Source organism: Sphingomonas faeni (genome assembly GCF_040407505.1).
Lineage (GTDB): Bacteria > Pseudomonadota > Alphaproteobacteria > Sphingomonadales > Sphingomonadaceae > Sphingomonas > Sphingomonas faeni_E.
This window is the reverse complement of sequence record NZ_JAPZPQ010000003.1, coordinates 213,815-235,739: the sequence shown is the minus strand read 5'-3', so window position 1 is coordinate 235,739 and position 21,925 is coordinate 213,815. Positions and strand designations below refer to the sequence as shown.

Sequence of the window (21,925 nt, the reverse complement as noted above, 5' to 3'; positions counted from 1 at the left end):
CGTCTCGAGCGTTCGATAATCTCGAGACGGTGGATGGGTGGGCGCCAAACCTAGCTGGGAATGGCGCCCGAGACCGACTGAATCAGTAGAAGAAGCCGTTGTTGACCTGCACGACACGACCTGAGCGGGTGTCGACCAGGACAACGTCGCGGCCATAGCGCACCCAGCGCTGATACCCGTAGGCCGGGCGCGACAGGCGGTACGTCTGGTAGTCGTTCACCCAATAGTTGCGGCCGTAATATTCGGGCGCGAACCGGTAGCCGACGCTGACCGGGCGATAGCGATAGCCGCGCGGGCCGGCATAGGCTGGACGGCGATAGAGGTTGCCGTGCGTGCGGCGATAGTCGCGCCAGTCCTCGCGCGCTTCGCGGCGGTCCTCGCGTAGTTCCTGGCGAGCTTCGCGGACATCGCCGCGGTCGCCGTAACGACGTGCGCGGTCGAGATCGCGACGGCTCTCGCGGATTTCACGCTGGTCGCGGCGGACTTCGCCGTAGCTTTGCGCGGTGGCGAAGGTGGGGACGAGGGTGGCGGCGGCGACGGCCGCAAGGATCATCTTACGCATGACTGCTCTCCTATGTTCGACGCCGGATCAACGGCATGGACAGGGTTTTGCTCCGGCGCCGCTGAACGATCACAGAATGTGATGGTCAGGATTCAGACAGGTGCTCGGTTGTGGTCGAATGCTACGCGAACCTGCGCCGCCGGATACGGTCCCCCCCCGGCGAAGGCCGGGGTCCAATTGGAAAGGTCGCAGTAACGGAGCGCCGCCTCGAGTTACGGCCGTCCCCCAATTGGACCCCGGCCTTCGCCGGGGGGGGGGGCTTGTCGTAGGCCGGATTGCGCACATCGCGCATTGATGATCGTGTCAGATACCCCAGTTGCGCATCGCCGCGACCACAGCGTTGGGCTTTTGCCACGGCACGAAATGCCCCGCATCGATCTTCTCGATCGTGAGGTCGGGCACGTAATCGCCAAGCTCGAGCTGGCTCGGCAACAACGCGCTGTCCTGCATCCCCCATACTACCAGCACCGGCATCCTGGTCGGCGGGAACGGTGCGTCGAGGAACGCGGGACGGGGCGGGGCCTCGTCCATTTCGGGCACGACGATCGCGCTGGCACGGTACCAGTTGAGCATGCCGGTGATCGCGCCGGGCTGGCCCCATTCGTCGAGATAGGCGGCCTTGTCCTCGGCCATCGCGGCGAGATCGGCGTGTTTCGAAAAACTGGTGTCGAAGAAGGTTTCGAGCCCGATCGATTCGATATGCTTCTCAAGATCGGGGTTGCGGAAGGCGCGGATATACTGGCTGGCGGCGCGCTGTTCGAGGTCGTCGAACATGGTCCGCTGGAAGACGAGCGGGTGGGGCGCGTTGATGATGACGAGCTTGGCGATGCGCTCCGGGTGACGCAGCGCGGCCATCCACGCGACCGCGCCGCCCCAGTCGTGGCCGACCAGCGTGAAGGTCTCGATCTTGAGGTGGTCGGCGAGTGCGATCAGGTCGGCGACGATCTTGTCGGGGGTGTAGCTGTCGACGCCCTCGGGTTTTGACGAGCGCGCGAAGCCGCGTTGATCGGGCGCAACGACATAGTGATCGCGGGTAAGATCTGGGGCGATGTCGCGCCAGGTCCGATGCGATTCGGGGAAGCCGTGGAGCAGGATTACAGGCGGGCTCGCCGGGTCGCCGCTGATCGCGACGTCTAGTTCGACGCCCGTGGATAACGCAATGCGTTGCAATGTCATGATTCCCCTCCCGCTCGCGGGAGGGGTCAGGGGAGGGCCTGCCCGTCGCGCCGCCCTTGGAACATGCCCTCCCCCGACCCCTCCCGCAAGCGGGAGGGGAGATTACGTCTTCTGCTCCCCTCCCGCTTGCGGGAGGGGCTGGGGGTGGGCTCGCGGCCTGTCAGAAACGGGCATGGGCGGTGATGGCGCGTGCCCACCCCTACCCCCTCCCGCTTGCGGGAGGGGAGGAGTTACGGATAGCTTACCGTCTTTGGAATCGCTGGGATTTCGATCCATTCCTTTTCGTCGCCGGGCACTTTCGGGAAGTTGCCCGCATTCCAGTCGCGCTTCGCCTGCTCTATACGATCCCGGTTCGAGCTGACGAAGTTCCACCAGACATGGCGCGGCGTCGTGAACGCATCGCCGCCGCACAGCATCGCGCGGCCGCCATGCGCGGACCTCAGCGTTGCGGAGATACCGGGGCGGAGGACGTACAGCACCTGCGGCTCCAGCTTCACGCCCTCCAGCGTCGCCTCGCCCATCGCGAGGTAGATCGCGCGCTCCTCCGCCGCGGCATCGATCGGCACGCTCGCGCCCGGATCGAGCGCGATGTCGGCGTAGATCGTCCCCGAATAGGTCGTGGTCGGCGCGGTCTGGCCCCACAGGCTCCCCATGATAATCCGCGAGCGCGCGCCGTGCGCCTCGATCGTCGGCAGCTGCGCCTTGGTGACGTGCTCGAACGCCGGGTCGATCTCCTCGACCGCCTCGGGCATCGCCAGCCAGGTCTGGATGCCCGACAGGTTCGGCCCCTCGGCGCGCTCGTCGCCGGGCGAGCGTTCGGAATGGACGATGCCGTGGCCCGCGGTCATCAGGTTGACTGCGCCCGGCTCGATCCGCGCCTGCGTGCCGAGCGAATCGCGATGATCGATCGCGCCGTTGAAGAGATAGGTGACGGTCGACAGGTTAATGTGCGGATGCGGCCGCACGTCGATGCCTTGGCCCACGTCGAGATGCGCCGGGCCCATCTGGTCGAAGAACAGGAACGGCCCGACCATAGTCCGCTCCTTGTTCGGCAGCGTGCGGTGGACCTTGAACCCGCCGAGATCGTGCGTCGACGGCAGGATGGTCTGGAGGACGAAATCATCGAGCATGGCGTTATCCCTTGGCAGGTTCCGTGGCGTCGAGGAGTTCGACCAGATCTGCTGGATAGAGCGTTTCGTGGAAGCCCGCGATGTCGTTTCGGGAAAACCAGCGGTGACCGACGAGCAGTTGCTTCTCCTGTTCGGTGAGATTGCCCGCCTTCACGTCGCAGCTGTCGACGTCGATCCGGAAGTAGCGCTCGTCAGCGGTGACCTCCACACCTTCGAAGGTGCGGAAGTCGACGACGCGGCGCGCGACTTCGGGGCCGCAGTCGATGTCGAGGCCGACTTCCTCCCAGAGTTCGCGACGTGCGGCCGCGGCGTAGGTCTCGCCGGGATCGACTGCGCCGCCCGGCGTGCACCAGAGCGGCGGGCGATCGGCGGGGGTGAAGCGGAACATCAATACGCGATCCTGGCCGTCGACGAGGAGGATGCGCGCTGCTGGGCGTGGGGTCCTCATAGCCCGGTGCACCACCCCGGCGAAGGCCGCGGCCCAGTTGGAAAGGCCGATATGATGGAGGGCAGCCCGTCGTTACCCCTGACCCCCAACTGGACCCCGGCCTTCGCCGGGGAGGTGTTGGTTGGCGAGGTGCTGAGTGTTAGAACACTGCCAAGCCTCATTCGGCATCCAGTTCCGGATAGGCGCGGAAGATGCCGTCGGTGTTGAAGGCGAGGCGACGGTCGCTTTTCAGATAGGCCCTAATGCCGGGCAGCTCGGCGACTTGATCGTGGATGCGGACCAGGTTCGGATAGTCGGGTTCGAGCGTCTTCATCCGCTTCGGGAACATGTACCGCAGCCCCTCGATCACCTGGAACAGCGACGTATCGGCATAGCTCCATTTGTGATCGATCAGCCAGTCGCCCGTATTGGCCTGCGCCGCATCCTCGAAATGACCAAGATATTTCGGCATCCGCGCCTCGCGGAACTGCTTCGCCGCACGTGCCGCCTCAGGCTTCTGGTCGTCGTAATAGTCCATCATCGCGACCGGATGATGGACGTTGTGGACCTCGGCGACGAGGTCGGCGATCGTCAGCTGGAGCTGGTTGAGCCACAGCCGGTCGGCCATGTTCGATGGTGCAAGGCCGTGACGCTCGCCGAGATACATCAGAATGTTGGCGACCTGCGCGATCACGAGGCCGTCGAGCTCCAGATACGGCGGCGCGAACGGCGTCCGTCCGGTGCGGTCGTTCAGATCAGCCAGCAAGCCCTCCTCGCCTACGCCGCGCGCGCAATCCTCATACGCGATCTCCGCCCCTTCGAGTGCGAGCCGGACGAATTCGCCGCGCCCCTGGATCGAAGGCCAGTACCAGAGCTTGTACGCCATCAGATTTCCCCGGGTGCGCGGGCCTTGATGGCGAGTGCGTGGATCTTCGTGCTCAACAGTTCGGCGAGCGCCTGGTTCACGAGCCGCTGGCGGGCGACGCGATTAAGGCCTTCGAACTGCGGGGTTTCCACTTCGACGCGGAAATGCGTCTCGCCGGTGCCGTCGTCGCCCATATGGCCGGCGTGCAAGCCGCTCTCGTTGACGACGGTCAGCTGCGTCGGGGCGAGTGTCGCGGTAAGGCGGGCGGTGATCTGGTCCTGTACGGAGCCGGTGGCGAGGTCTGTCATGCTCCCTATATAGCCCGTTTTGGAAGCGCGGGGAGCCGGTGGCGGACGACGATCGAAAAGAGCGGAAAGAACGCCCCAGCCCACGGTTTCACGGCCGCGTCGAAGGGACGGGGCGCGTCTGCATGTGGCGCGACTGCGAGGAGCCCGGCGAATTCCGTGCGCCACCACTGGAGGGGCCGAGCGACGGCGGACCGCCGCAGTTCCGCTGGTTCTGCCTCGAGCACGTCCGCGCGTTCAACTCCGGCTATAATTTCTTCGACGGAATGACCGCGGACGAGATCCACCATGCGCAACGCCCGATGGCGGGCTGGGAACGCGAGACGCGGGCGTTCGCGCATGGCGGCGGCGACACCCCGCCGAAATGGGCGGACTTCGCCGATCCGATCGATGCGATCGGTGCGCGGTTCGGCGAGCGGATGGCAGCCGCGCGCAAGGACGGTCGCGTGCTCTCTGACGGCGAGCGGCGCTCGTTGCGCGTGTTGGGGCTTGGCACGGACACCGACCGGACGGCACTCCGCAAACGCTACAGTGAACTCGTCCGGCGCTATCATCCCGATCGCAACGGCGGCGACCGCGCGCACGAAGCGGAATTGCAGAAGGTGATCGCGGCGTACCAGCACCTGAAAGGCGCGACCGCATTTGCCTGACAAGCCGGGAACGTGATCCATACTTACTCTGATCGATATTTCACGCCGCCCGATCCGGAACCCGCTGCTATTCCGGCGGTTCGTCTAACTCTTCCGGTCAATCGCCCGACCAATCGTACAGCGGCGGTTGAGTAACTGCCCGTGCTTGGCCTAGAGCTACCGGGAACACGAGGCCAACATGACCGATATCCCGAATACCCAGCCAGATAGCCGCGAGACCACGATCCTCGACGCACCCGACCGCATGGTGAAGGTGCGCGAGATGTTCGGGATCGATTCCGACATGGAAGTGCCGGCGTTTTCCGAAGCCGACGAGCGCGTGCCCGATCTCGATCCGGCATACGTCTTCGACGCCGACACCACGCTCGCCGTGCTGGCGGGGTTCGCGCATAACCGTCGCGTGATGGTCCAGGGCTATCATGGCACCGGCAAGTCGACGCATATCGAGCAGGTCGCGGCGCGCCTGAAATGGCCGTGCATCCGCATCAACCTCGACGCGCATATCAGCCGCATCGACCTGATCGGCCGCGATGCGATCGTCCTCAAGGACGGCCAGCAGATCACCGAGTTCCGCGAAGGCCTGCTGCCCTGGGCGTTGCAGACCCCGACCGCGCTCGTGTTCGACGAATACGACGCCGGCCGCCCGGACGTGATGTTCGTGATCCAGCGCGTGCTGGAGACCGAGGGCAAGCTGACGCTGCTCGACCAGAACCGCGTGATCCGCCCGAACCCGTGGTTCCGCCTGTTCGCGACCGCCAACACGGTCGGCCTCGGCGACACGAGCGGGCTGTATCACGGCACGCAGCAGATCAACCAGGGCCAGATGGACCGCTGGAACATCGTCGTCACGCTCAACTACCTGCCCGCCAAGGTCGAGGCGCAGATCGTGCTCGCCAAGTCCGGCGAATACGACAAGCCCGAGGGCAAGAAGACCGTCGAGAACATGGTCCGCGTCGCCGACATGACCCGCAAGGGTTTCGTCAACGGCGACATCTCGACCGTGATGAGCCCGCGCACGGTGATCACTTGGGCACAGAACGCGCTGATCTTCGGCGACGTCGGCTTCGCGTTCCGTCTCTCGTTCCTCAACAAGTGCGACGAGGCGGAGCGGCCGCTGGTCGCCGAATATTACCAGCGCGTGTTCGGCAAGGACTTGCCTGAGAGCGTGGTGGGCAAGGCCTAAGCGTGGCGATCGCCTGTACCTTCGCGCTGAACGGGCGGTCGATGTCGACCCTGGTCGCGCCGGGTGTGGGAAGCTTCGCAGCCTTTTCCGGCTCGGGTCGATGGCGGAACGATCCGAAGGGCGTGGGGGTGGCGAAGATCGGGCCACTGCCCGAAGGACGCTATTACATCGTCGATCGCGAGAGTGGCGGGCGATTGGGCTGGTTGCGCGATTTCGTCAAGGATAGCTGGTCGGGCATCGATCATTCCAGCTGGTTCGCATTGTTGCGTGACGATGGCCGCTTGGACGATGAGACGTTCGTCGGCCATATCCGACGCGGCGAGTTCCGGTTGCACCCGGTCGGCCCGATGGGCATCAGCGAAGGCTGCGTGACCTTGCAGCGGCTGGCCGACTTCGTCCGACTGGCCGCGGCGTTGCGGAACGCTCAGCCGCTTGCGATCCCTAAGGGCGGTGGTCGCGCCTATGGCATGATCGAAGTATCGTGATGCGGTCGACCCTGTCGGCAATCGCCGTGCTGGCGATCACTATCGTCTTGTGGATGATGTTCGGGCGTATCCACTGGCCCGAGGACGTCGGATTGGCGGTAAGCCACCTGTCCGGCGCGTTGGGTGGCATCGGGATCGAGGATACTGAGAACTTGTTCATGCTGCTGAGCTTCCTCTTCGCACTGGTCATCGCCGTCGTCGCGGTGGCGATAGCACGTCGATACGCACTACGTGGAACACGCTGATGGCCAACGAAACCCCTCTCGATCGCTTCAAGGCGGTTCTTGCCGGCACCGCGCGTGCGATCTCGGAGGAGCCGGAGGTCGAACTCGCGTTCACCGCGGACGCACCGACGCAGAGCGGCAAGCACATCAAGGTGCCGATGCCCGCGCGCGCCCTGCCACTTGAGCAGGTCGCGGAGGCGCGCGGGTTCGCGGACGGCTTCGCGCTAAGGTTGAAGCATCACGACATCGCGCTGCATAACCGTGCGGCGCCGGTCGAGGCGGTGGCGCGTGCGGTGTTCGATTCCGTCGAGACTGCACGAGTCGAAGCACTTGGATCGCGTGGCTATGCGGGCATCACCGAGAACCTCGACCGCGCACTCGACGTCCGTCTGCGCGCCGATCCGATCACGCGTGCGCGCAATCGCGACGAAGTGCCGCTGTCCACCGCGCTCGGCCTCATGGTCCGCGAGCGGCTGACGGGGCAGGAATCGCCTGCGATTGCCGCGCCGGGCCTCGCGCTGGTGCGCGAATGGATAGAGAGCAAGACCGATCTCGACGCGCTCGCCTATGCGCTCGACGACCAAAAGGCGTTCCAGGGCCTTGCGCGGAAGATGTTGCAGGAGCTCGAACTGGTCGAAGGCGATCAGGTCCCCGAGGAGAGCGACGAAGGCGGCTCCGAGGACGAGGGCACTGACGAGCAGCAGCAGGACGAGGGCGACGAAGGCGACGATCAGGGCGAGGACGGTCAGGGCGAAGTCGAGGCGCGCGGCGAACAGTCGGAGCAGCAGAACGAGGAAAGCGACGGCCAGGAGCAGAGCGACGAGTCGATGGACGACATCGACGGCGAGCCCGGTGACGACGGCGAGGAAGGCATGCAGCCGGTCCGCCCGAACCGTCCTTTCGCGGACATGGGCGGCGCGTTCGACTACAAGCCGTGGACGACGAAGTTCGACGAGGTGATCGCCGCCACCGAGCTGTGCGACGCCGACGAACTGGCGCGGCTGCGAGGCTATCTCGACCAGCAACTCGTGCACCTGCAATCGACCGTGTCGAAGCTTGCCAACCGGCTCCAGCGACGGTTGATGGCGCAGCAGTCGCGGTCGTGGGATTTCGATCAGGAGGAGGGCATCCTCGACGCGGCGCGGCTCGCACGCGTGATCGTCAACCCGACGCTGTCGCTCAGTTACAAGGCCGAGCGCGAGACCGATTTCCGCGACACCGTCGTGACGCTGCTGATCGACAATTCCGGCTCGATGCGCGGGCGCCCGATCTCGATCGCGGCGATCAGCGCGGATATCCTCGCACGTACGCTGGAGCGCTGCGGCGTGAAGACCGAGATCCTCGGCTTCACGACACGCGCCTGGAAGGGCGGGCAGAGCCGCGAGACGTGGCTGGCCGCTGGGCGTCCGCCGCAGCCGGGGCGGCTCAACGACATCCGCCACATCGTCTACAAGCGCGCCGACGAGCCGTGGCGGCGCGCGCGCAATTCGCTGGGCCTGATGATGCGCGAAGGCTTGCTGAAGGAGAATATCGACGGCGAAGCGCTGATGTGGGCGCATGCGCGTCTGGTCGCGCGGCCCGAGGAGCGCCGTATCCTGATGGTGATCAGCGACGGCGCCCCGGTTGACGATTCGACGCTGTCGGTGAACTCCGGCTCGTATCTGGAACGTCATCTGCGCCAGGTGATCGGCTGGATCGAGAGCAAGTCCCCGGTCGAGCTGGTCGCGATCGGCATCGGCCACGACGTCACCCGCTATTACGCGCGCGCCGTGACGATCATGGACGTCGAGCAACTCGGCGGGACGATCATCGAACAGCTGGCCTCGCTGTTCGATACCGAGTGATCTGCGCATGACCGCGGGTGGCCTCATTGCAGCGCCCGCGGGAGGCTTCCACGGACCCGTCAAGCGCTCGATCACGATCGCCGGCCACCAGACCTCGATCAGCCTAGAACCCGTTTTCTGGCAGGCGCTGGAAGCCGCCGCGATGCGCCTCACCTTGCCCTTGTCGGCGCTTGTCGCCGAAATTGACGCTATCCGCATACAAGCGAACGCTCCCCCGAACCTCGCTAGCGCATTGAGATCGTGGCTGTTTTCAAACCCAGCATGAGAATTAGTCGCAATAGCGTTGACAGTGAGAACGACTCTCAATAGCGAACCCGCAACAATAAGGGGTTTCGCATGTCTGGTCCTTCGTCGCGTTCGTCCGTCGCGCCTGCATTTCTTGCGCTTTCGTGCGTAGGGTTCATTGCCAGCGCACCAGCCTACGCTGCCGACCGCCCAGCTGAATCGGCAAAGGTCCACGCGGCCGACGACCAGGAAAAGCAGCTCAACCGCGACGAAATCGTCGTCAACGGCAAGACCGTTCCCGCGACCACGCTGGAGAGCCCGAAGGCGACGCGCAGCCTGCTCGACACGACGCAGACGGTCACCATCATCGGCGACCAGACGATCCGCAAGCAGAACCTGCTCACCTTGCGCGACGTGTTGCAGACGATCCCGGGCATCACCTTCGGTGCGGGCGAAGGCGGCGGCGGATACGGCGACAGCATCAACCTGCGTGGCTATTCCGCCAACAACGACATCACGATCGACGGCGTCCGCGACAGCGCGCAGTATAGCCGCAGCGAGACGTTCAACCTGCAACAGGTCGAGGTCTATAACGGCGCGAACAGCGTGTTCGGCGGTGGCGGATCGGTTGGCGGCACGATCAACCTCATCACCAAGCGTCCGCAGGCGGAGACGCTGACGGTCGTGTCCGGCGGCGTCGGCACCGACGATTATTACCGCACGACACTCGACTCGAACGTCCGCGTCAGTGACCTCGTCGCGGTCCGTCTGAATGCGGTCGCGCACAAGAACGACATTCCTGGCCGCGACGTCGAGAACAACAAGCGTTGGGCCGTCGCGCCGTCGCTGATCGTCGGCGTCGAGGGCCCGACCAGCCTGACGCTGCAATATCTGCATCAGGAGGACGAGAACGTCCCCGTCTATGGCGTGCCGTACTTCCGCAATGCGGTGAACAACGGACCGCTGCCGGGTGCCGACAACTCGGCCTATTACGGCATCCGGAATCTCGACAAGCAGGACATCACCGTCGATCAGGCGACCGCCACGGTCAGCCACAGCTTCTCCGACAAAGTCTCGATCCGCAACCTGAGCCGGTGGCAGCGCGTCCAGCAGGACTCGCTGACCAGCGCGCCGCAGGGTGTGTTCTGCCTGTCGACCGGGTTCCAGCCGCAGCCGCTGACCAACGTCGCGACGACGCCGGCGGTTTGTATTGCCCCGACGGCAACCGCTCCGGGTCAGAACATACCCGGTACCTATTATCCCAGCGGGCCGCGCGGTTTCGTGCGGAACCAGGAAAACCAGATCCTCTATAACCAGACCGATCTCCGTTCGGTCTTCGATACCGCGGGGCTCGAGCATACGCTGGTCCTCGGCGCGTCGGTCTCGCAAGAGGATTACACGATCGTCACGGGCAACACGCTGCGTACCGCGACCGGTGCGACGGTCGCCCAGCCACCGATCAACCTCGCCAACCCGAACACCGACTACACCGGCCCGTTCAACTTCATCCAGGCCGGCCGGTCGCAGGGCACGACGAGCAATGCGGCGGTCTACGCCTTCGACACGATCAAGGTGATCCCGCAAATCGAGGTCAATTTCGGCCTGCGCTACGAACATGCCAAGGGCCGCTTCCGCGCCGATACCTTCTCGGTCGTGCCCGACGCGACGCTCGGCACCTATACCCGTGGCCTGAACCAGACGAGCGACGAGACGCTGTTCTCGTACCGCGGCGGCATCAACTTCAAGCCGATCGAGACCGTCAGCCTGTATGCGTCGTACGGCAACGCCACCACGCCGACATCTGCGACCGTCCGGCTCGGTTGCGGGACGCTGATCAATGCGCCCGCTGGCCAGCTCGACCCATGTGACGTGAAGCCGGAAAAAGCGGTGAACTACGAACTCGGTGCGAAAGCCGACCTGTTCTCGCGCAAGCTGCAACTTACCGCGGCCGTGTTCCGTAACGAGCGTACCAACTACCGCGTCGCCACGAACGACCCGATCGTCACGACGCTGGGCGTCAATGACGGCCGTTCGCGCGTCGACGGCATCGCGCTCGGCGCAAGCGGCAGCATCTCGCACGCCTTCTCGATCTTCGCCAACTACACGTACCTGAAGGCGAAGGTCATCCAGAGCGTCTCGAACTTCTGTCTCGCCAATCCGGGTCCGGTCCGTACGACCGTCGGCACGACCACGACGACGACCAATCCGTGTGGTAACTCGGCTGCGATCCTCGATACGCAGGCGGGGCAGGAGCTCACCAATACGCCGAAGCATTCGGGCAGCCTGTTCACCACCTACACGCTGCCGTTCGGCCTCCAGCTCGGCTACGGCCTGACCTATCAGGGGGCGTTCGCGCTCAACAACAGCGCGCTGGCCACCCCGCTCGCGCCGACGACCGTGGTGACTCCCGTCTTCCACTCGGCGGATTACCTGACGCACCGCGCGTTCCTGTCGTACACCGTCGGCAACGGCCTGACCGCGCAGCTCAACGTGCAGAACTTCACCAACGAGAAATACTACACCGGCATCCGCAACAATGGCTGGGCAACGCCTGGCGAGGCGCGCTCGGTGCGGCTGACGCTGTTCTACAGCCTGTGAGGCTCGGCGGCGACGCGGGCAGTTTGCCGGTATCGCCGCCGCATTCTAGAGTGACGCCATGTTGATCGCGATCCCCGACGTCCTCGATGCTGCCGGCGTCGCCCGTGTCCGCGCGCTGATTGACCACGCCGAGTGGATCGACGGCAATGCCACGTCGGGGCCACAGAGCGCGCTCGCCAAGCGCAACGAGCAACTGCCCGAGGACTCGGCCGCCGCGCGCGAGGCGGGCGGGATCGTGCTCGACGCGCTTGGGCGATCGGCCTTGTTCGTGGCGGCGGCGCTCCCGCTGAAGGTGTTTCCGCCGTTGTTCAACCGCTACGCCGGCGGACAGGATTTCGGGCTGCACGTCGACAACGCGATCCGGATGAAGCGCGGCACCGATTTTCGCATCCGCAGCGACCTGTCCGCAACGCTCTTCCTCGACGATCCCGAGACCTATGACGGCGGCGAATTGGTGATCGAGGACCAGTTCGGGCCGCAATCGGTCAAGCTGCCGGCAGGGCATATGGTCCTCTATCCGGCGTCGAGCCTGCACCGGGTGACGCCGGTCACGCGCGGGGTGCGTACCGCGTCGTTCTTCTGGCTCCAGTCGATGGTGCGTGACGACGGCGCGCGGCGGATCCTGTTCGATCTCGACCAGGGCGTGCAGGCGGTTGCGGCGGCGCAAGGGCAGGGCGATCCGGCCACGGTGCGGCTGACGGGCGTGTACCACAATCTCCTGCGCCGCTGGGCCGACGCGTAATGCCGCTCCGTCATCCTGACGAAAGTCAGAACCCAGAACAAAGCAGCGCACCCTGCGTGACCCTGGGTCCTGACCTCGTCAGGATGACGGGTGTGTGTGGATGGACTTGCGCGCACTCGCCATGCCACGCTCCCCACACAGGGAGTAGATAATGAGCAAGCTGGCGATGCGGCGCGCGTGGTTCCAGGTCCACAAGTGGATCGGGCTGGTGCTGGCGATCCTGATCATCCCGCTGTCGCTCAGCGGCGCGGCGCTGGTTTGGCATGACGCGCTCGACCGGATCGTCGATCCGGCGCGCTATGCGGTTTCGGGGAGGACCGTGGTCGGGCTCGACAGCTATGTCGCGGCGGCGCGCGCTGCGTTGAAGCACGGCGAGCGGATCGCGACGCTGACGATGCCCGACGACGGCGGTCCGGTGGTCGTTGCGGCCAGTTCAGCCAGTGCGCCGACCCGGCCAGGGCCTCCCCAGCGGACCATGGTGTATCTCGATCCACCGACGGCGCGCGTGCTGGAGGTGTCGCCGTCGAACGGCGGGCTCGTGCGGTTCCTCCACGTCCTGCACGGAAGCCTGCAACTGCCCGGCGTCGGGCGCTCGATCGTCGGCTGGATCGGCGTGGCGATGATGGTGTCGTGCTTTACCGGGCTGTGGTTGTGGTGGCCGACGGTTGGGAAGTGGACGCGTGGGTTCCGGTTCCGGCGGCACCGTGACGTCGAGACCAACCTGCATCACCTGTTCGGGTTCTGGATCGCGTTGCCGCTGTTCGTGCTGTCGCTGACCGGTGCGTGGATCTCGTTCCCGCAGGTCTTTGGGAAGCTCACCGGCGAGACGTCGCGGCCGAGAGGCGGTCCCGATCGCGGCGCGATGATGCGCGCAAAACCGCTGGTGTCGCCCGCGCAGCCACTCGCGGTGACGATCGGCAAGGCCCGCGGCATCGTCGACAATGCACCGTTGCGGAGCGTCACCTGGCCGACCGACCTCAGCGCGGACTGGACGGTAACGTTTCAGGGCAGGGGCCAGGGCGGCAGCACGCCGATCGGGGTGAAGGTCGCGGACGACACCGGCGGCGCGACCGCGGCACCGGCGCGGCCTCAGGGCGGCGTGGGGCGGTGGATGCGGCGGATCCACGACGGCACCGATATGGGTGCGCTGTGGCAGATCGTGATTTTTCTGGGCGGGATATTGCCCGCGGTACTGGCGGTGACCGGGGTGATCATGTGGTGGCGCGCGCGGAAGTGGAAGGCGGAGCTGGCAGCGCGGCGGGCGTAACCTGTCCCTCGCCCCTCCGGGGAGAGGGAAGGAGGATCCTCTCGGCGACGGGAGGGTGAGGGGTGGTGGGGACTCGCGTCCCGAGCCCCATTACCCTTACCCTCCCACGCGCAAGAGCAAGCGGCCCCCGCCCTCTCCCCGCAGGGGAGAGGGACAGCAGTCACCGCCCCAGCAATACCCGCGCCTGCCCGGCGATCTGCGCCAGCATCGCCGCATTCGGCACCGCCGCATGGCGCGCGCGGTCGATCACCGCCTTGAACTGCGCCACCCGGGCAGCGTTCGTCAGCAGCCATTTTTCGACAGCACCCTGCGGATCCTGCGCCCCGCACCGCGCCAGGAACTCCAGCCGCAATTGCTGGAAGTCGCGTGCCAGCCCGGCGACGAGCAGCCGCTCCCAGGGATCGGTCGGACTGATCCGCGCCGCATTCGCCTGCGCCCAGTCGAGCCCCAGCGCCTGCCCGAGATGCGTGAACGCCCGCGTCACCACCGCCTCGTCGAGCGCCATCCGCTCGCCGAGATCCGCCAGCCCGACCGCACCGTCCATCTCGAACAGGCGGACTACCTTGCGCACCAGATCGCCTGGCGCACCGACCGCTTCGAGCTGTGCCGCGATACGGCTGCTCTGCGCGCTCGCCTCTTCGAGCAGTAACGCCGCGGTCTGGCTGTCGAGCTGCGTGATCCCCTTCGCCAGCCGCGCGAGGACTTCGCCCGGCACGGCGCCCGGCGCCGACACGCGCAACAGGTCGGCGATCTGCGAGCGCGTTGCGACCGCTACCTCGTCGAACAGCGCGATCCGCGCCGCCTCCGGCATTACGGCCGTCTCGATCTCTGCCCACAGGGCCGGCAGGTCGAACAGGCGCTCGGCGACGACGAACATCGCCGCGATATCGCCCATCGCCGCGCCTTCCTCTTCCGCCAGTTCGAACGGGTAGAGGATGCCCAATCGGTTGACGATCCGGTTGGCAAGCTTGGTCGCGACGATCTCCGGCCGCAGCCGATGCTCGTCGATCGCCGTCTCGAACCGCTCGCGCATCGCCGCCGGGAAGGCGGCATGCAGGTCGGGCTTGAGCGCGTCGTCCTTCGCAATGTCGCTATGCTCGATCGCATCCTGCAATCCGAGCTTGGCGGTCGCCAGCAGGACGGCGAGCTCAGGCCGCGTGAGCCCCAGACCATCCTGTCCGCGACGGAGCAGGATATCGTTCGACGCGAGCCCCTCGACCGCACGATCGAGCCGCCCGGCGCCCTCGAAGATCTCGATCACGCGCACATAGCTCGGCATCGCGACCGCACCATCCGCCTCGGCGATCGACAGCGCCAGTGTCTGGAGCCGGTTGTCCTCCAGCACCAGGTGCGCGACGTCGTCGGTCATGCTCGCGAGCAGCGTGTTGCGGTCCTCATAGTCGAGCCGGCCCTCGATCATCTCGCGGTTGAGCGCGATCTTGATGTTGACCTCGTTGTCCGAGCAGTCGACGCCCGCCGAATTGTCGATGAAGTCGGTGTTGATCCGCCCGCCCCGCGCCGAAAACGCGATGCGCGCCGCCTGCGTGACGCCCAAATTCGCACCCTCGCCGATGGCGATGACGCGCAGATCCTCGGCGTTGACGCGCAGGCGGTCGTTGGCCGGATCGCCGACCGCGACGTTCGCCTCGGACGCCGCCTTCACATAGGTGCCGATGCCGCCGAACCAGAGCAGGTCGGCCGGCGCCTTGAGGATCGCCGAAATGAGCGCGCCCGGCTCCATCTCGCTCGCGGTTATGCCGAGCGCAGCCTGCACCTCAGGCGACAGCTTCACGACCTTGGCGGTGCGCGCGAACACGCCGCCGCCCTTCGAGATCAGGCTGGCGTCGTAATCCGCCCAGCTCGACCGCGGCAGCGCAAACATCCGGTTGCGCTCGTCCCAGCTGGTCGCGGGATCGGGATCGGGATCGAGGAAGATGTGACGGTGATCGAACGCCGCGATGACCTTCAGCGTCTTCGACAGCAGCATGCCGTTGCCGAACACGTCGCCCGACATGTCGCCGCAGCCGACCACGGTGATGCTCTCGCTCTGCACGTCGAGCCCGCGTTCGGCGAAGTGCCGCTGGACGCTGAGCCATGCACCCTTGGCGGTGATGCCCATCGCCTTGTGGTCGTACCCGACCGAGCCACCGGAGGCGAACGCGTCGCCCAGCCAATAGCCGCGTTCGAGCGCGAGCGCGTTCGCCACGTCGCTGAACGTCGCGGTGCCCTTGTCCGCGGCGACGACGAAATACGGGTCCTCGCCATCGAGGATCGTCACGCCCTCGGGATGCACGACCTTGCCCTCGACGATGTTGTCGGTGATCGACAGCAAGGTCCGGATGAAGATGCGGTAGCTCTCCGTCCCCTCGGCCAGCCATGCGTCGCGGTTCGACGGGGCAGGGAGCTGCTTTGGATAAAAGCCGCCCTTCGCGCCGGTCGGCACGATCACCGCGTTCTTGACGCGCTGCGCCTTCATCAGCCCGAGAATCTCGGTGCGGAAATCGTCGCGACGATCGGACCAGCGCAGGCCACCGCGCGCGACCGGGCCGGCGCGGAGGTGGATGCCCTCGACGCGCGGCGAGTAGACCCACACCTCGCGCCACGGCACGGGGGCGGGGAGGCCCGGAATCAGATGGCTGTCGAGCTTGAACGCGAGCGCTTCCGACGCGGCCGGCGTGAACGCGTTGGTGCGTAGCGTCGCCGCGATCAGATTGCGATACGCGCGCAGAATACGGTCGTCGTCGATCGCCGTGACCGCGTCGAGCCCGGCTTCGATTGCCTGGTCCGCCTCGATCGCGTTGCCCGGGTGCTCCGGATGATGGACCGCGGTGAACCGCGCGATCAGAGCGGCCGCAACTTTCGGCGCACGCCGCAACGCGTCGACCACGGTGGTCAGCCCATACGGAAGCCCCGCCTGGCGCAGATACCGGAACCACGCACGGAACAGCACGATCGCTTCGGGACGCATCCCGAGTTCGACGATCAGGCGGTTGAACGCATCGTTCTCGGCCGCGCCCTCCAGCACTGCCGCGATCGCGCCTTCCAGCACGGGCGCGTCGCTCTGCTGCGCCGCGTCGTTCGCCTCCAGCACGAAGTCATGCACGAACGGCACGCTGTCGTCGCGCAACTGCGTCGGCAATTCGCCGATCACGCGGAAGCCGAAATTCTCCAGCACCGGAACTGCGTCGGACAGGGGGAGGGCACCACCCAGCTTGTAGATCTTCAGCTGCGGATCGGTGCCCGCTTCGCCCGGAACGAGGCGCACGCCGCGTGCATCCGCGTCGTTCAATGCGGCGATGCGCTGGATGTCCTCGGCAGCTTCGGCCGCCGTGCTGAGGTTGCGATAGTTCTGTGGGAACGCCGCCGCCCATTTGAGCGCGAGACGCGCCGCACGCGGTGGCGGCAACGTCTCGACCAGTGCGGCCTCGACGTCCGACACCCAGCCGCGCACCATCCGTTGCAACCGGAGCGCGAGCGGCGCGACGTCGGGCATCCGGCCATCGCCGCGCAGATCGAGCGTGTAGCGGATCATCGCGACCTCGCCGTCCTCGAGCGCGATCGACCAGTTGAGCACGCTCGCATTCGCCGCTTCCGCCAGCATGTCGCCGATCGCGACGCGGCGGCTGGTGGTGACGTCGTCGCGCGGCAGCCAGACGAACCCGAACAGGTGACGCCCGAGCGCGGACTCGACCAGCACCAGCGCCGGCCGCGGCCGATCCGCAATGCTCATCGCAGTCAGCGCCAGATCCTCCAGCGCATCGGGTGCGAACGCGATCACCAGATCGTGCGGAAGCGCGGTAAAGGCATGCGTCAGCGCCTTGCCGGCATGCCCGCGCGGATCGAATCCGAACTTCGCCTTCATCGCGGCAAGGCGCGTACGCAACACCGGCACGTCGCGCGGCATCGCCGCCAGCGCTGCGCTGGTCCACAGCCCGCTATAGATCGACAGCCCGGCGACCGTCGCGCCCTCCATCACCGGCACGACGACGAGGTCGAGCGGCACGGCACGGTGTACGGTCGAGATAAGATTCGACTTCAGCAGCAACGGCGCATCGTTGCCCGCCTCGAACCACTTGATCGCGAGTGCGCGCGAGGCCTCGGCAAGGATCGGCACACGGTGCTCGTTGCGCGCGATACCCAGCGCGGCATGACCGCTGCCGTCGCGGTGCCAGATCTGGTGCCCGAGCAGTGTCAGATGGCCGCCCAGGAACCACTGCAACAGCGCGGCACCTTCACCCTCGGGTAGCATCGCAATATCGTCGTCGAGCGTGGCTTGCATCGCGCGCCAGTCACCCACAGCGGCACGGACGTCGGCCAGCACTGCGGTCAGATCCTCGATCAACCCCCGACGGTCACGCGCATCGGCGCGTTCCATTTCCAGATAGATCATCGATTCGGGCCGACCTGCACCCTGGCCGTCGGCGTCGATCGCGTGCAGCGTGCCATCGGGCGCGCGCGTCGTGCGGACCACGGGGTGGATGATCCGATCGACCGCGATGTCCTGCGCGCCGATCGCCGCCGCAATCGAATCGACCAGGAACGGCATGTCGTCGTTGATGATCGCAAGCCGCATCCGCCTCCGCGTGTCGTCGCCGCTGATCGGCTCGATCGCGATCGCCGGTGCACCGTCGTCGCGGTGCGCGGCGGTCGCGGCGACGAACGCCGCGGCCTGCGCGACCTCGCTCGCCCCGAAGTCCCTCAGTTCGCCCGGAAGGGCCCGTTCGGTCAACCGGCCCGCAAGGGTCTCGGTGAGCGTGTTCAACGATTGGTTCGCCATAGGTCAGGGCCTATGCGCCCGCTAATCGCCTATCTCAACCCTTGTGGCAGGTGCGAAGGAATATGCTGCGGCGCACCTAGAATTCAGAGCGCTCAGCCGCTGCGGCCGCGGCGAGATCACCGTCGAAACCGCCGAGAAAGCTCGCGAAACCGCCTGCCGGCACCTGGTGCCGCTGGGCGTGCCGCAGCACCGCTGCGAACGTCGCCAACCGGGTCGCCTCAAAATTCGCGCCAAAGACCAGCGCGACGATTTGCGTCATCGCGTCCGTTTCACCCGACATGCAGGCAGCAGAAAGTATCGCGCTGAAATCATCGTCGTCCTGCTCGGCCGACACCGCAAGATCATGCGCCCGACCCAGCGTCCGGTGCAGCGCCGCCCGACTGCGCGCTTCGGCCGCACGGACCTGCGCCGCGCTCTCGCGCGCGATCGCCAGTTGCTCGCCTAGCGGCCCGACTAGCACATAGTCGGCGGGCAAAGGGTCATCCAGCACCAGCGCCGGCAAGGCCGCGGGCTCCGGTTCGGTAGGCATGATATCGAAGCCACCGCTCGGCCCATCCGCCCACACCTGCGCGGTCGCGCCCGAGCCATACGGCGTCGCGTGAACGGCAGCACTGAGCTCCGCGGACAGCGCCGCCTGAAGATCGGCGTCCGCGAGCTCCTTCCAATTGATCACGCCGTAGATGAAATCGATCGTCACGCCTCTCGACGCAGACGGGTCCGACGCGAACGGGCCCGACGCAAACGGCATCAGGATGCCGCGGTACAGAGTCGTCCGTCCCCGGCTGCTGACGAATTCCGCCTCGAAGCCGATCGGCGCGCGATTGGCGATGATCTGCAGGTAATGATCGGTCAGCCGCGACAGCAGCGACCGGCTCGGGACGTCCGCGATCGTCGCGATCGGCCCCTCGAGCCCGCATTCCTCGCGCAGCGCGCGGCCGAGATACGCAATCTTCGGGTCGCCCATGCCCTGACTGAAATCGAGCAACACGCTGTGCGGGCCGAAATCGGTGATCGTCTCGGGCTTGAGATCTGCGATCGACGGGTAGGGGCGGTCCTTCAGCAGCGATACCCAGTGATTATAGGCGCGCACGTGCATCCGCCGCTCGTCGCCGCCCAGATCGAACATCACGTCGTTGACGCCCGCATCGGCCGAATCGCGCGCGCCGGCGTCCGCGGTCGCCCGTGACGCATCCCGCGCTAGCGCCACGCTATCCGCGCCCACTGCGCGTCCATCCTCTACGCTGCGCGCCGTCGTCATGCCCAAAGATCCCCGTATCGTCGCCCCGCTTGTGCACCGCGCTTGGTAAACACAGAGTAAACTCGCAAACCGCTTGTCAGCCCGCAAAACCGCTGGTAGTTGCCGCCCCCTCGACCGGATACATCCGTCATCGGGCCGCTTTAGCTCAGCTGGTAGAGCATCGCATTCGTAATGCGGGGGTCACAGGTTCGAGTCCTGTAAGCGGCACCACATCTTGTAGTCTAAGTCTATGAGAGCGTTGAGAAAACCTGGGTTTTTTCTCTGGGAACCCCTCAGGCGTTCCCACATATCATAACGGCTTGACGCGCACCTTGACGGACGACGGGCCGGAAATTCTGACCCATGTAACGCTACGTTGGCGTTCCCATTTCGACGAGAAATGTGTGGGTTCCTCAGTGCGGCGTTGGTCCGTCAATGCAAAAAGGGCCCCCTGACGGGAGCCCTTAGTAACCATGTATCGTAGCCTAATTAATTAGAAGCGACTGCTTTAAGATGTCCCGTACGCTTGGGCACCTGATCTGTTTCCGACCTCGTCGGCGGAGCAATCTCCAGTCCCTTATGGCGGCGGATATGGGCGCGACACTCGCTCGCAGACGGAAATTCAACCCAACGCGCATCGTTCTGGAAGCCGGCCTTTGTCACGACCATGGCATTGCACCACTCACGTACAGTGAGTTCAATGAGGTCATACGTTGCAAGCTTTTTACCGTGATAATGATCCGCAAGATAATCCCGTACAGCTTTGCGCAGCTCCTTCATCGAAATTGAACGGCCATGTTCTTCATCAAGGTAAATGCCTCCTTCCAGTAGACCATCGCATTCATACATTCCGTCCTTCACGAGAGAATACCAAAACCTCTCGATCCCTCGCAACGACTCTACTACCTGTTCCTTGAGCCCCGACGTAATGGGAGCGGTATTAATACTGTCCCAACCATTCTCTGGCTCGTAGGTAAGTAGGTCGTAAAGCATAGCTTCGAGTCCACCATTGTTCATTTGTTCGATCATGGCCTTAAAATAGACTGTATCGCCGCGATGCTCGTCGGAGCAATCGAAGATCGCATACCGACGCTCATCGTCAGAGGCGGGAACCACCCAGCGATCATTCGAGATCATTCCGACTCGCATATAGTTGTTCGCCATATATGAGTCCAAACCCTTGCGCTCGATCGAAAGAGTAGGGCTGCTGATCAAATCCTTGAGGATAGCTTCCTTGCCCGGATCGCCAGCCCAAAAGGCTTCTTCCATCAGCAGTAGGATGCAGTTTTCGTAAGGAGCGTTGAAGTTGCTGAGGACTCGTTTACTATCTGCGATCTTATAGAAATAGTTGCTCATCAGCTTCTGAATAAAGTCAAACACAATCGACTTACCGGTTCCCTTCTTTCCGCGGATTACGACCGCTACGGAGGGCTTCGATCCTGGATGCTGAAAGATATGGGCAAGCCACGTCATGAACCATACAAACTGCTCGGGATTATCATTGCAAATCATGCGACGAATATGATCCTGAAGGAGCTGCCAACTTCCCGACTTTGGCTCGACGTCCCACCCATAAAATAGATTATAGATCTTTGGATCTTGAACGCCCGGCGCGAACCGAATTTCATCGTATTCACGACGACCAGGCCACTCACGCCACTCGTTAAACATGACTTTTTTCTGTGTACCCCCACCTTCTCCCTTGACGTAGACGATCCTAGTCGCTTCCCGCGTCTGGGCATCTCTTTGACTCAAGAAATTCGGGGGCTTGTTCTTATTCGGTTGCCAGATGAAGCATAGGTTGTTGCCGCGAAGGCCAACTGCGCAGCGTTCATTGAGTTCAAGGAGATGTGCCTGCTGGGCAGGCGAATATCCAGACAACAATGCGGGATCGACCTCAACGCAATTGTTGTTTGGCCTTTGTAGAGCCGGAACGTGCTTCACGGCGAGTGTCGTCAGATCATAGTAGGGAACATCGTCAAGCTCACCCAGTATGTCGGAGGGGATCAATACCTCGCCAGGAGCTGGACCCGTGAATGGCGACCCGTCATTAAGGTAAAGCCCCCCCTCATCAAAGACGACTGATGGCGGAGGAAACATCGCGAGCCCATTGCCGGGAACGAAAATCGCGACACTCTCACCTTCGTCGGTCGTGGCGTCGATCATCAGATTGTCGTTTTCGATTACGGCCCAGGTCACTGACTCGAAATCTCGTGTAACTAGTTCAA

18 protein-coding genes and 1 tRNA gene are annotated in these 21,925 nt (G+C 64.8%); 10 read left to right on the top strand and 9 right to left on the bottom strand.

What is annotated here, in order from left to right; translation table 11 throughout:
- Nucleotides 1–82: 82 nt before the first annotated feature.
- The 6 genes from O6X71_RS11890 to O6X71_RS11865 all read right to left on the bottom strand — a co-directional run bounded on the left by O6X71_RS11890 (nucleotide 83) and on the right by O6X71_RS11865 (nucleotide 4,468).
- A complete protein-coding gene (locus tag O6X71_RS11890) occupies nucleotides 83–562 on the bottom strand; it encodes an RcnB family protein (protein WP_107955433.1) in 480 nt (159 codons plus the stop codon).
- A 303-nt stretch (nucleotides 563–865) separates the two neighbouring features.
- Nucleotides 866–1,738: an alpha/beta fold hydrolase gene (locus tag O6X71_RS11885; protein WP_353466060.1), complete on the bottom strand. Its 873-nt coding sequence runs from the start codon at nucleotides 1,736–1,738 to the stop codon at nucleotides 866–868.
- 230 nt (nucleotides 1,739–1,968) lie between these two features.
- Nucleotides 1,969–2,868, bottom strand: coding sequence for a pirin family protein (locus tag O6X71_RS11880; RefSeq protein WP_353466059.1), 900 nt, complete (start codon nucleotides 2,866–2,868; stop codon nucleotides 1,969–1,971).
- A gap of 4 nt (nucleotides 2,869–2,872) precedes the next feature.
- Nucleotides 2,873–3,256 (bottom strand): NUDIX hydrolase, encoded by a 384-nt coding sequence (locus O6X71_RS11875; RefSeq protein ID WP_435368476.1) that lies wholly within the window; start codon nucleotides 3,254–3,256, stop codon nucleotides 2,873–2,875.
- A gap of 217 nt (nucleotides 3,257–3,473) precedes the next feature.
- Nucleotides 3,474–4,181 carry a glutathione S-transferase gene (locus tag O6X71_RS11870; protein WP_353466057.1) on the bottom strand — a complete coding sequence of 236 codons (708 nt, stop codon included), beginning with the start codon at nucleotides 4,179–4,181 and terminating at the stop codon, nucleotides 3,474–3,476.
- Nucleotides 4,181–4,468, bottom strand: a complete 288-nt coding sequence (locus O6X71_RS11865; RefSeq protein ID WP_093398431.1) for a BolA family protein — start codon at nucleotides 4,466–4,468, stop codon at nucleotides 4,181–4,183. The genes O6X71_RS11870 and O6X71_RS11865 overlap by 1 nt, the downstream gene beginning before the upstream one ends.
- A 122-nt stretch (nucleotides 4,469–4,590) precedes the next feature.
- Between O6X71_RS11865 and O6X71_RS11860 the strand changes: the two genes are divergently transcribed.
- From O6X71_RS11860 to O6X71_RS11820, 9 genes are all read left to right on the top strand, one after another.
- A complete protein-coding gene (locus O6X71_RS11860) occupies nucleotides 4,591–5,115 on the top strand; it encodes a J domain-containing protein (RefSeq protein WP_353466056.1) in 525 nt (174 codons plus the stop codon).
- Between the two features lie 178 nt (nucleotides 5,116–5,293).
- A complete protein-coding gene (cobS, locus tag O6X71_RS11855) occupies nucleotides 5,294–6,298 on the top strand; it encodes a cobaltochelatase subunit CobS (protein WP_056052421.1) in 1,005 nt (334 codons plus the stop codon).
- A 2-nt stretch (nucleotides 6,299–6,300) separates the two neighbouring features.
- Nucleotides 6,301–6,783 (top strand): DUF2778 domain-containing protein, encoded by a 483-nt coding sequence (locus O6X71_RS11850; protein ID WP_353466055.1) that lies wholly within the window; start codon nucleotides 6,301–6,303, stop codon nucleotides 6,781–6,783.
- Nucleotides 6,780–7,028, top strand: a complete 249-nt coding sequence (locus O6X71_RS11845; RefSeq protein WP_353466054.1) for a hypothetical protein — start codon at nucleotides 6,780–6,782, stop codon at nucleotides 7,026–7,028. Before O6X71_RS11850 ends, O6X71_RS11845 begins: the two co-directional genes overlap by 4 nt.
- Nucleotides 7,028–8,851: a cobaltochelatase subunit CobT gene (gene cobT / locus O6X71_RS11840; RefSeq protein ID WP_353466053.1), complete on the top strand. Its 1,824-nt coding sequence runs from the start codon at nucleotides 7,028–7,030 to the stop codon at nucleotides 8,849–8,851. The genes O6X71_RS11845 and cobT overlap by 1 nt, the downstream gene beginning before the upstream one ends.
- A gap of 7 nt (nucleotides 8,852–8,858) precedes the next feature.
- Nucleotides 8,859–9,116 carry a ribbon-helix-helix domain-containing protein gene (locus O6X71_RS11835; RefSeq protein ID WP_353466052.1) on the top strand — a complete coding sequence of 86 codons (258 nt, stop codon included), beginning with the start codon at nucleotides 8,859–8,861 and terminating at the stop codon, nucleotides 9,114–9,116.
- Nucleotides 9,117–9,187: 71 nt separating this feature from the next.
- Nucleotides 9,188–11,674 carry a TonB-dependent receptor gene (locus O6X71_RS11830; RefSeq protein ID WP_353466051.1) on the top strand — a complete coding sequence of 829 codons (2,487 nt, stop codon included), beginning with the start codon at nucleotides 9,188–9,190 and terminating at the stop codon, nucleotides 11,672–11,674.
- A gap of 58 nt (nucleotides 11,675–11,732) precedes the next feature.
- Nucleotides 11,733–12,416 (top strand): Fe2+-dependent dioxygenase, encoded by a 684-nt coding sequence (locus tag O6X71_RS11825; protein WP_353466050.1) that lies wholly within the window; start codon nucleotides 11,733–11,735, stop codon nucleotides 12,414–12,416.
- A gap of 151 nt (nucleotides 12,417–12,567) precedes the next feature.
- Complete coding sequence (locus tag O6X71_RS11820) at nucleotides 12,568–13,683, top strand: PepSY-associated TM helix domain-containing protein (protein WP_353466049.1); 1,116 nt, start codon at nucleotides 12,568–12,570, stop codon at nucleotides 13,681–13,683.
- Between the two features lie 160 nt (nucleotides 13,684–13,843).
- On the opposite strand, the gene O6X71_RS11815 is transcribed toward O6X71_RS11820, so the two are convergent.
- Both O6X71_RS11815 and O6X71_RS11810 read right to left on the bottom strand, forming a co-directional pair.
- Nucleotides 13,844–18,460 carry an NAD-glutamate dehydrogenase gene (locus tag O6X71_RS11815; protein ID WP_353466048.1) on the bottom strand — a complete coding sequence of 1,539 codons (4,617 nt, stop codon included), beginning with the start codon at nucleotides 18,458–18,460 and terminating at the stop codon, nucleotides 13,844–13,846.
- A 76-nt stretch (nucleotides 18,461–18,536) separates the two neighbouring features.
- Nucleotides 18,537–19,718: a hypothetical protein gene (locus O6X71_RS11810; RefSeq protein WP_353466047.1), complete on the bottom strand. Its 1,182-nt coding sequence runs from the start codon at nucleotides 19,716–19,718 to the stop codon at nucleotides 18,537–18,539.
- A 134-nt stretch (nucleotides 19,719–19,852) separates the two neighbouring features.
- On the opposite strand from O6X71_RS11810, the gene O6X71_RS11805 reads away from it, so the two are divergent.
- A tRNA-Thr gene (locus O6X71_RS11805) sits at nucleotides 19,853–19,928 on the top strand.
- A gap of 258 nt (nucleotides 19,929–20,186) precedes the next feature.
- Here O6X71_RS11805 and O6X71_RS11800 read toward each other — a convergent pair.
- The gene (locus O6X71_RS11800; RefSeq protein ID WP_353466046.1) at nucleotides 20,187–21,863 is read right to left on the bottom strand and encodes a primase-helicase family protein; all 1,677 of its coding nucleotides are present in this window, start codon (nucleotides 21,861–21,863) and stop codon (nucleotides 20,187–20,189) included.
- Nucleotides 21,864–21,925: the final 62 nt, after the last annotated feature.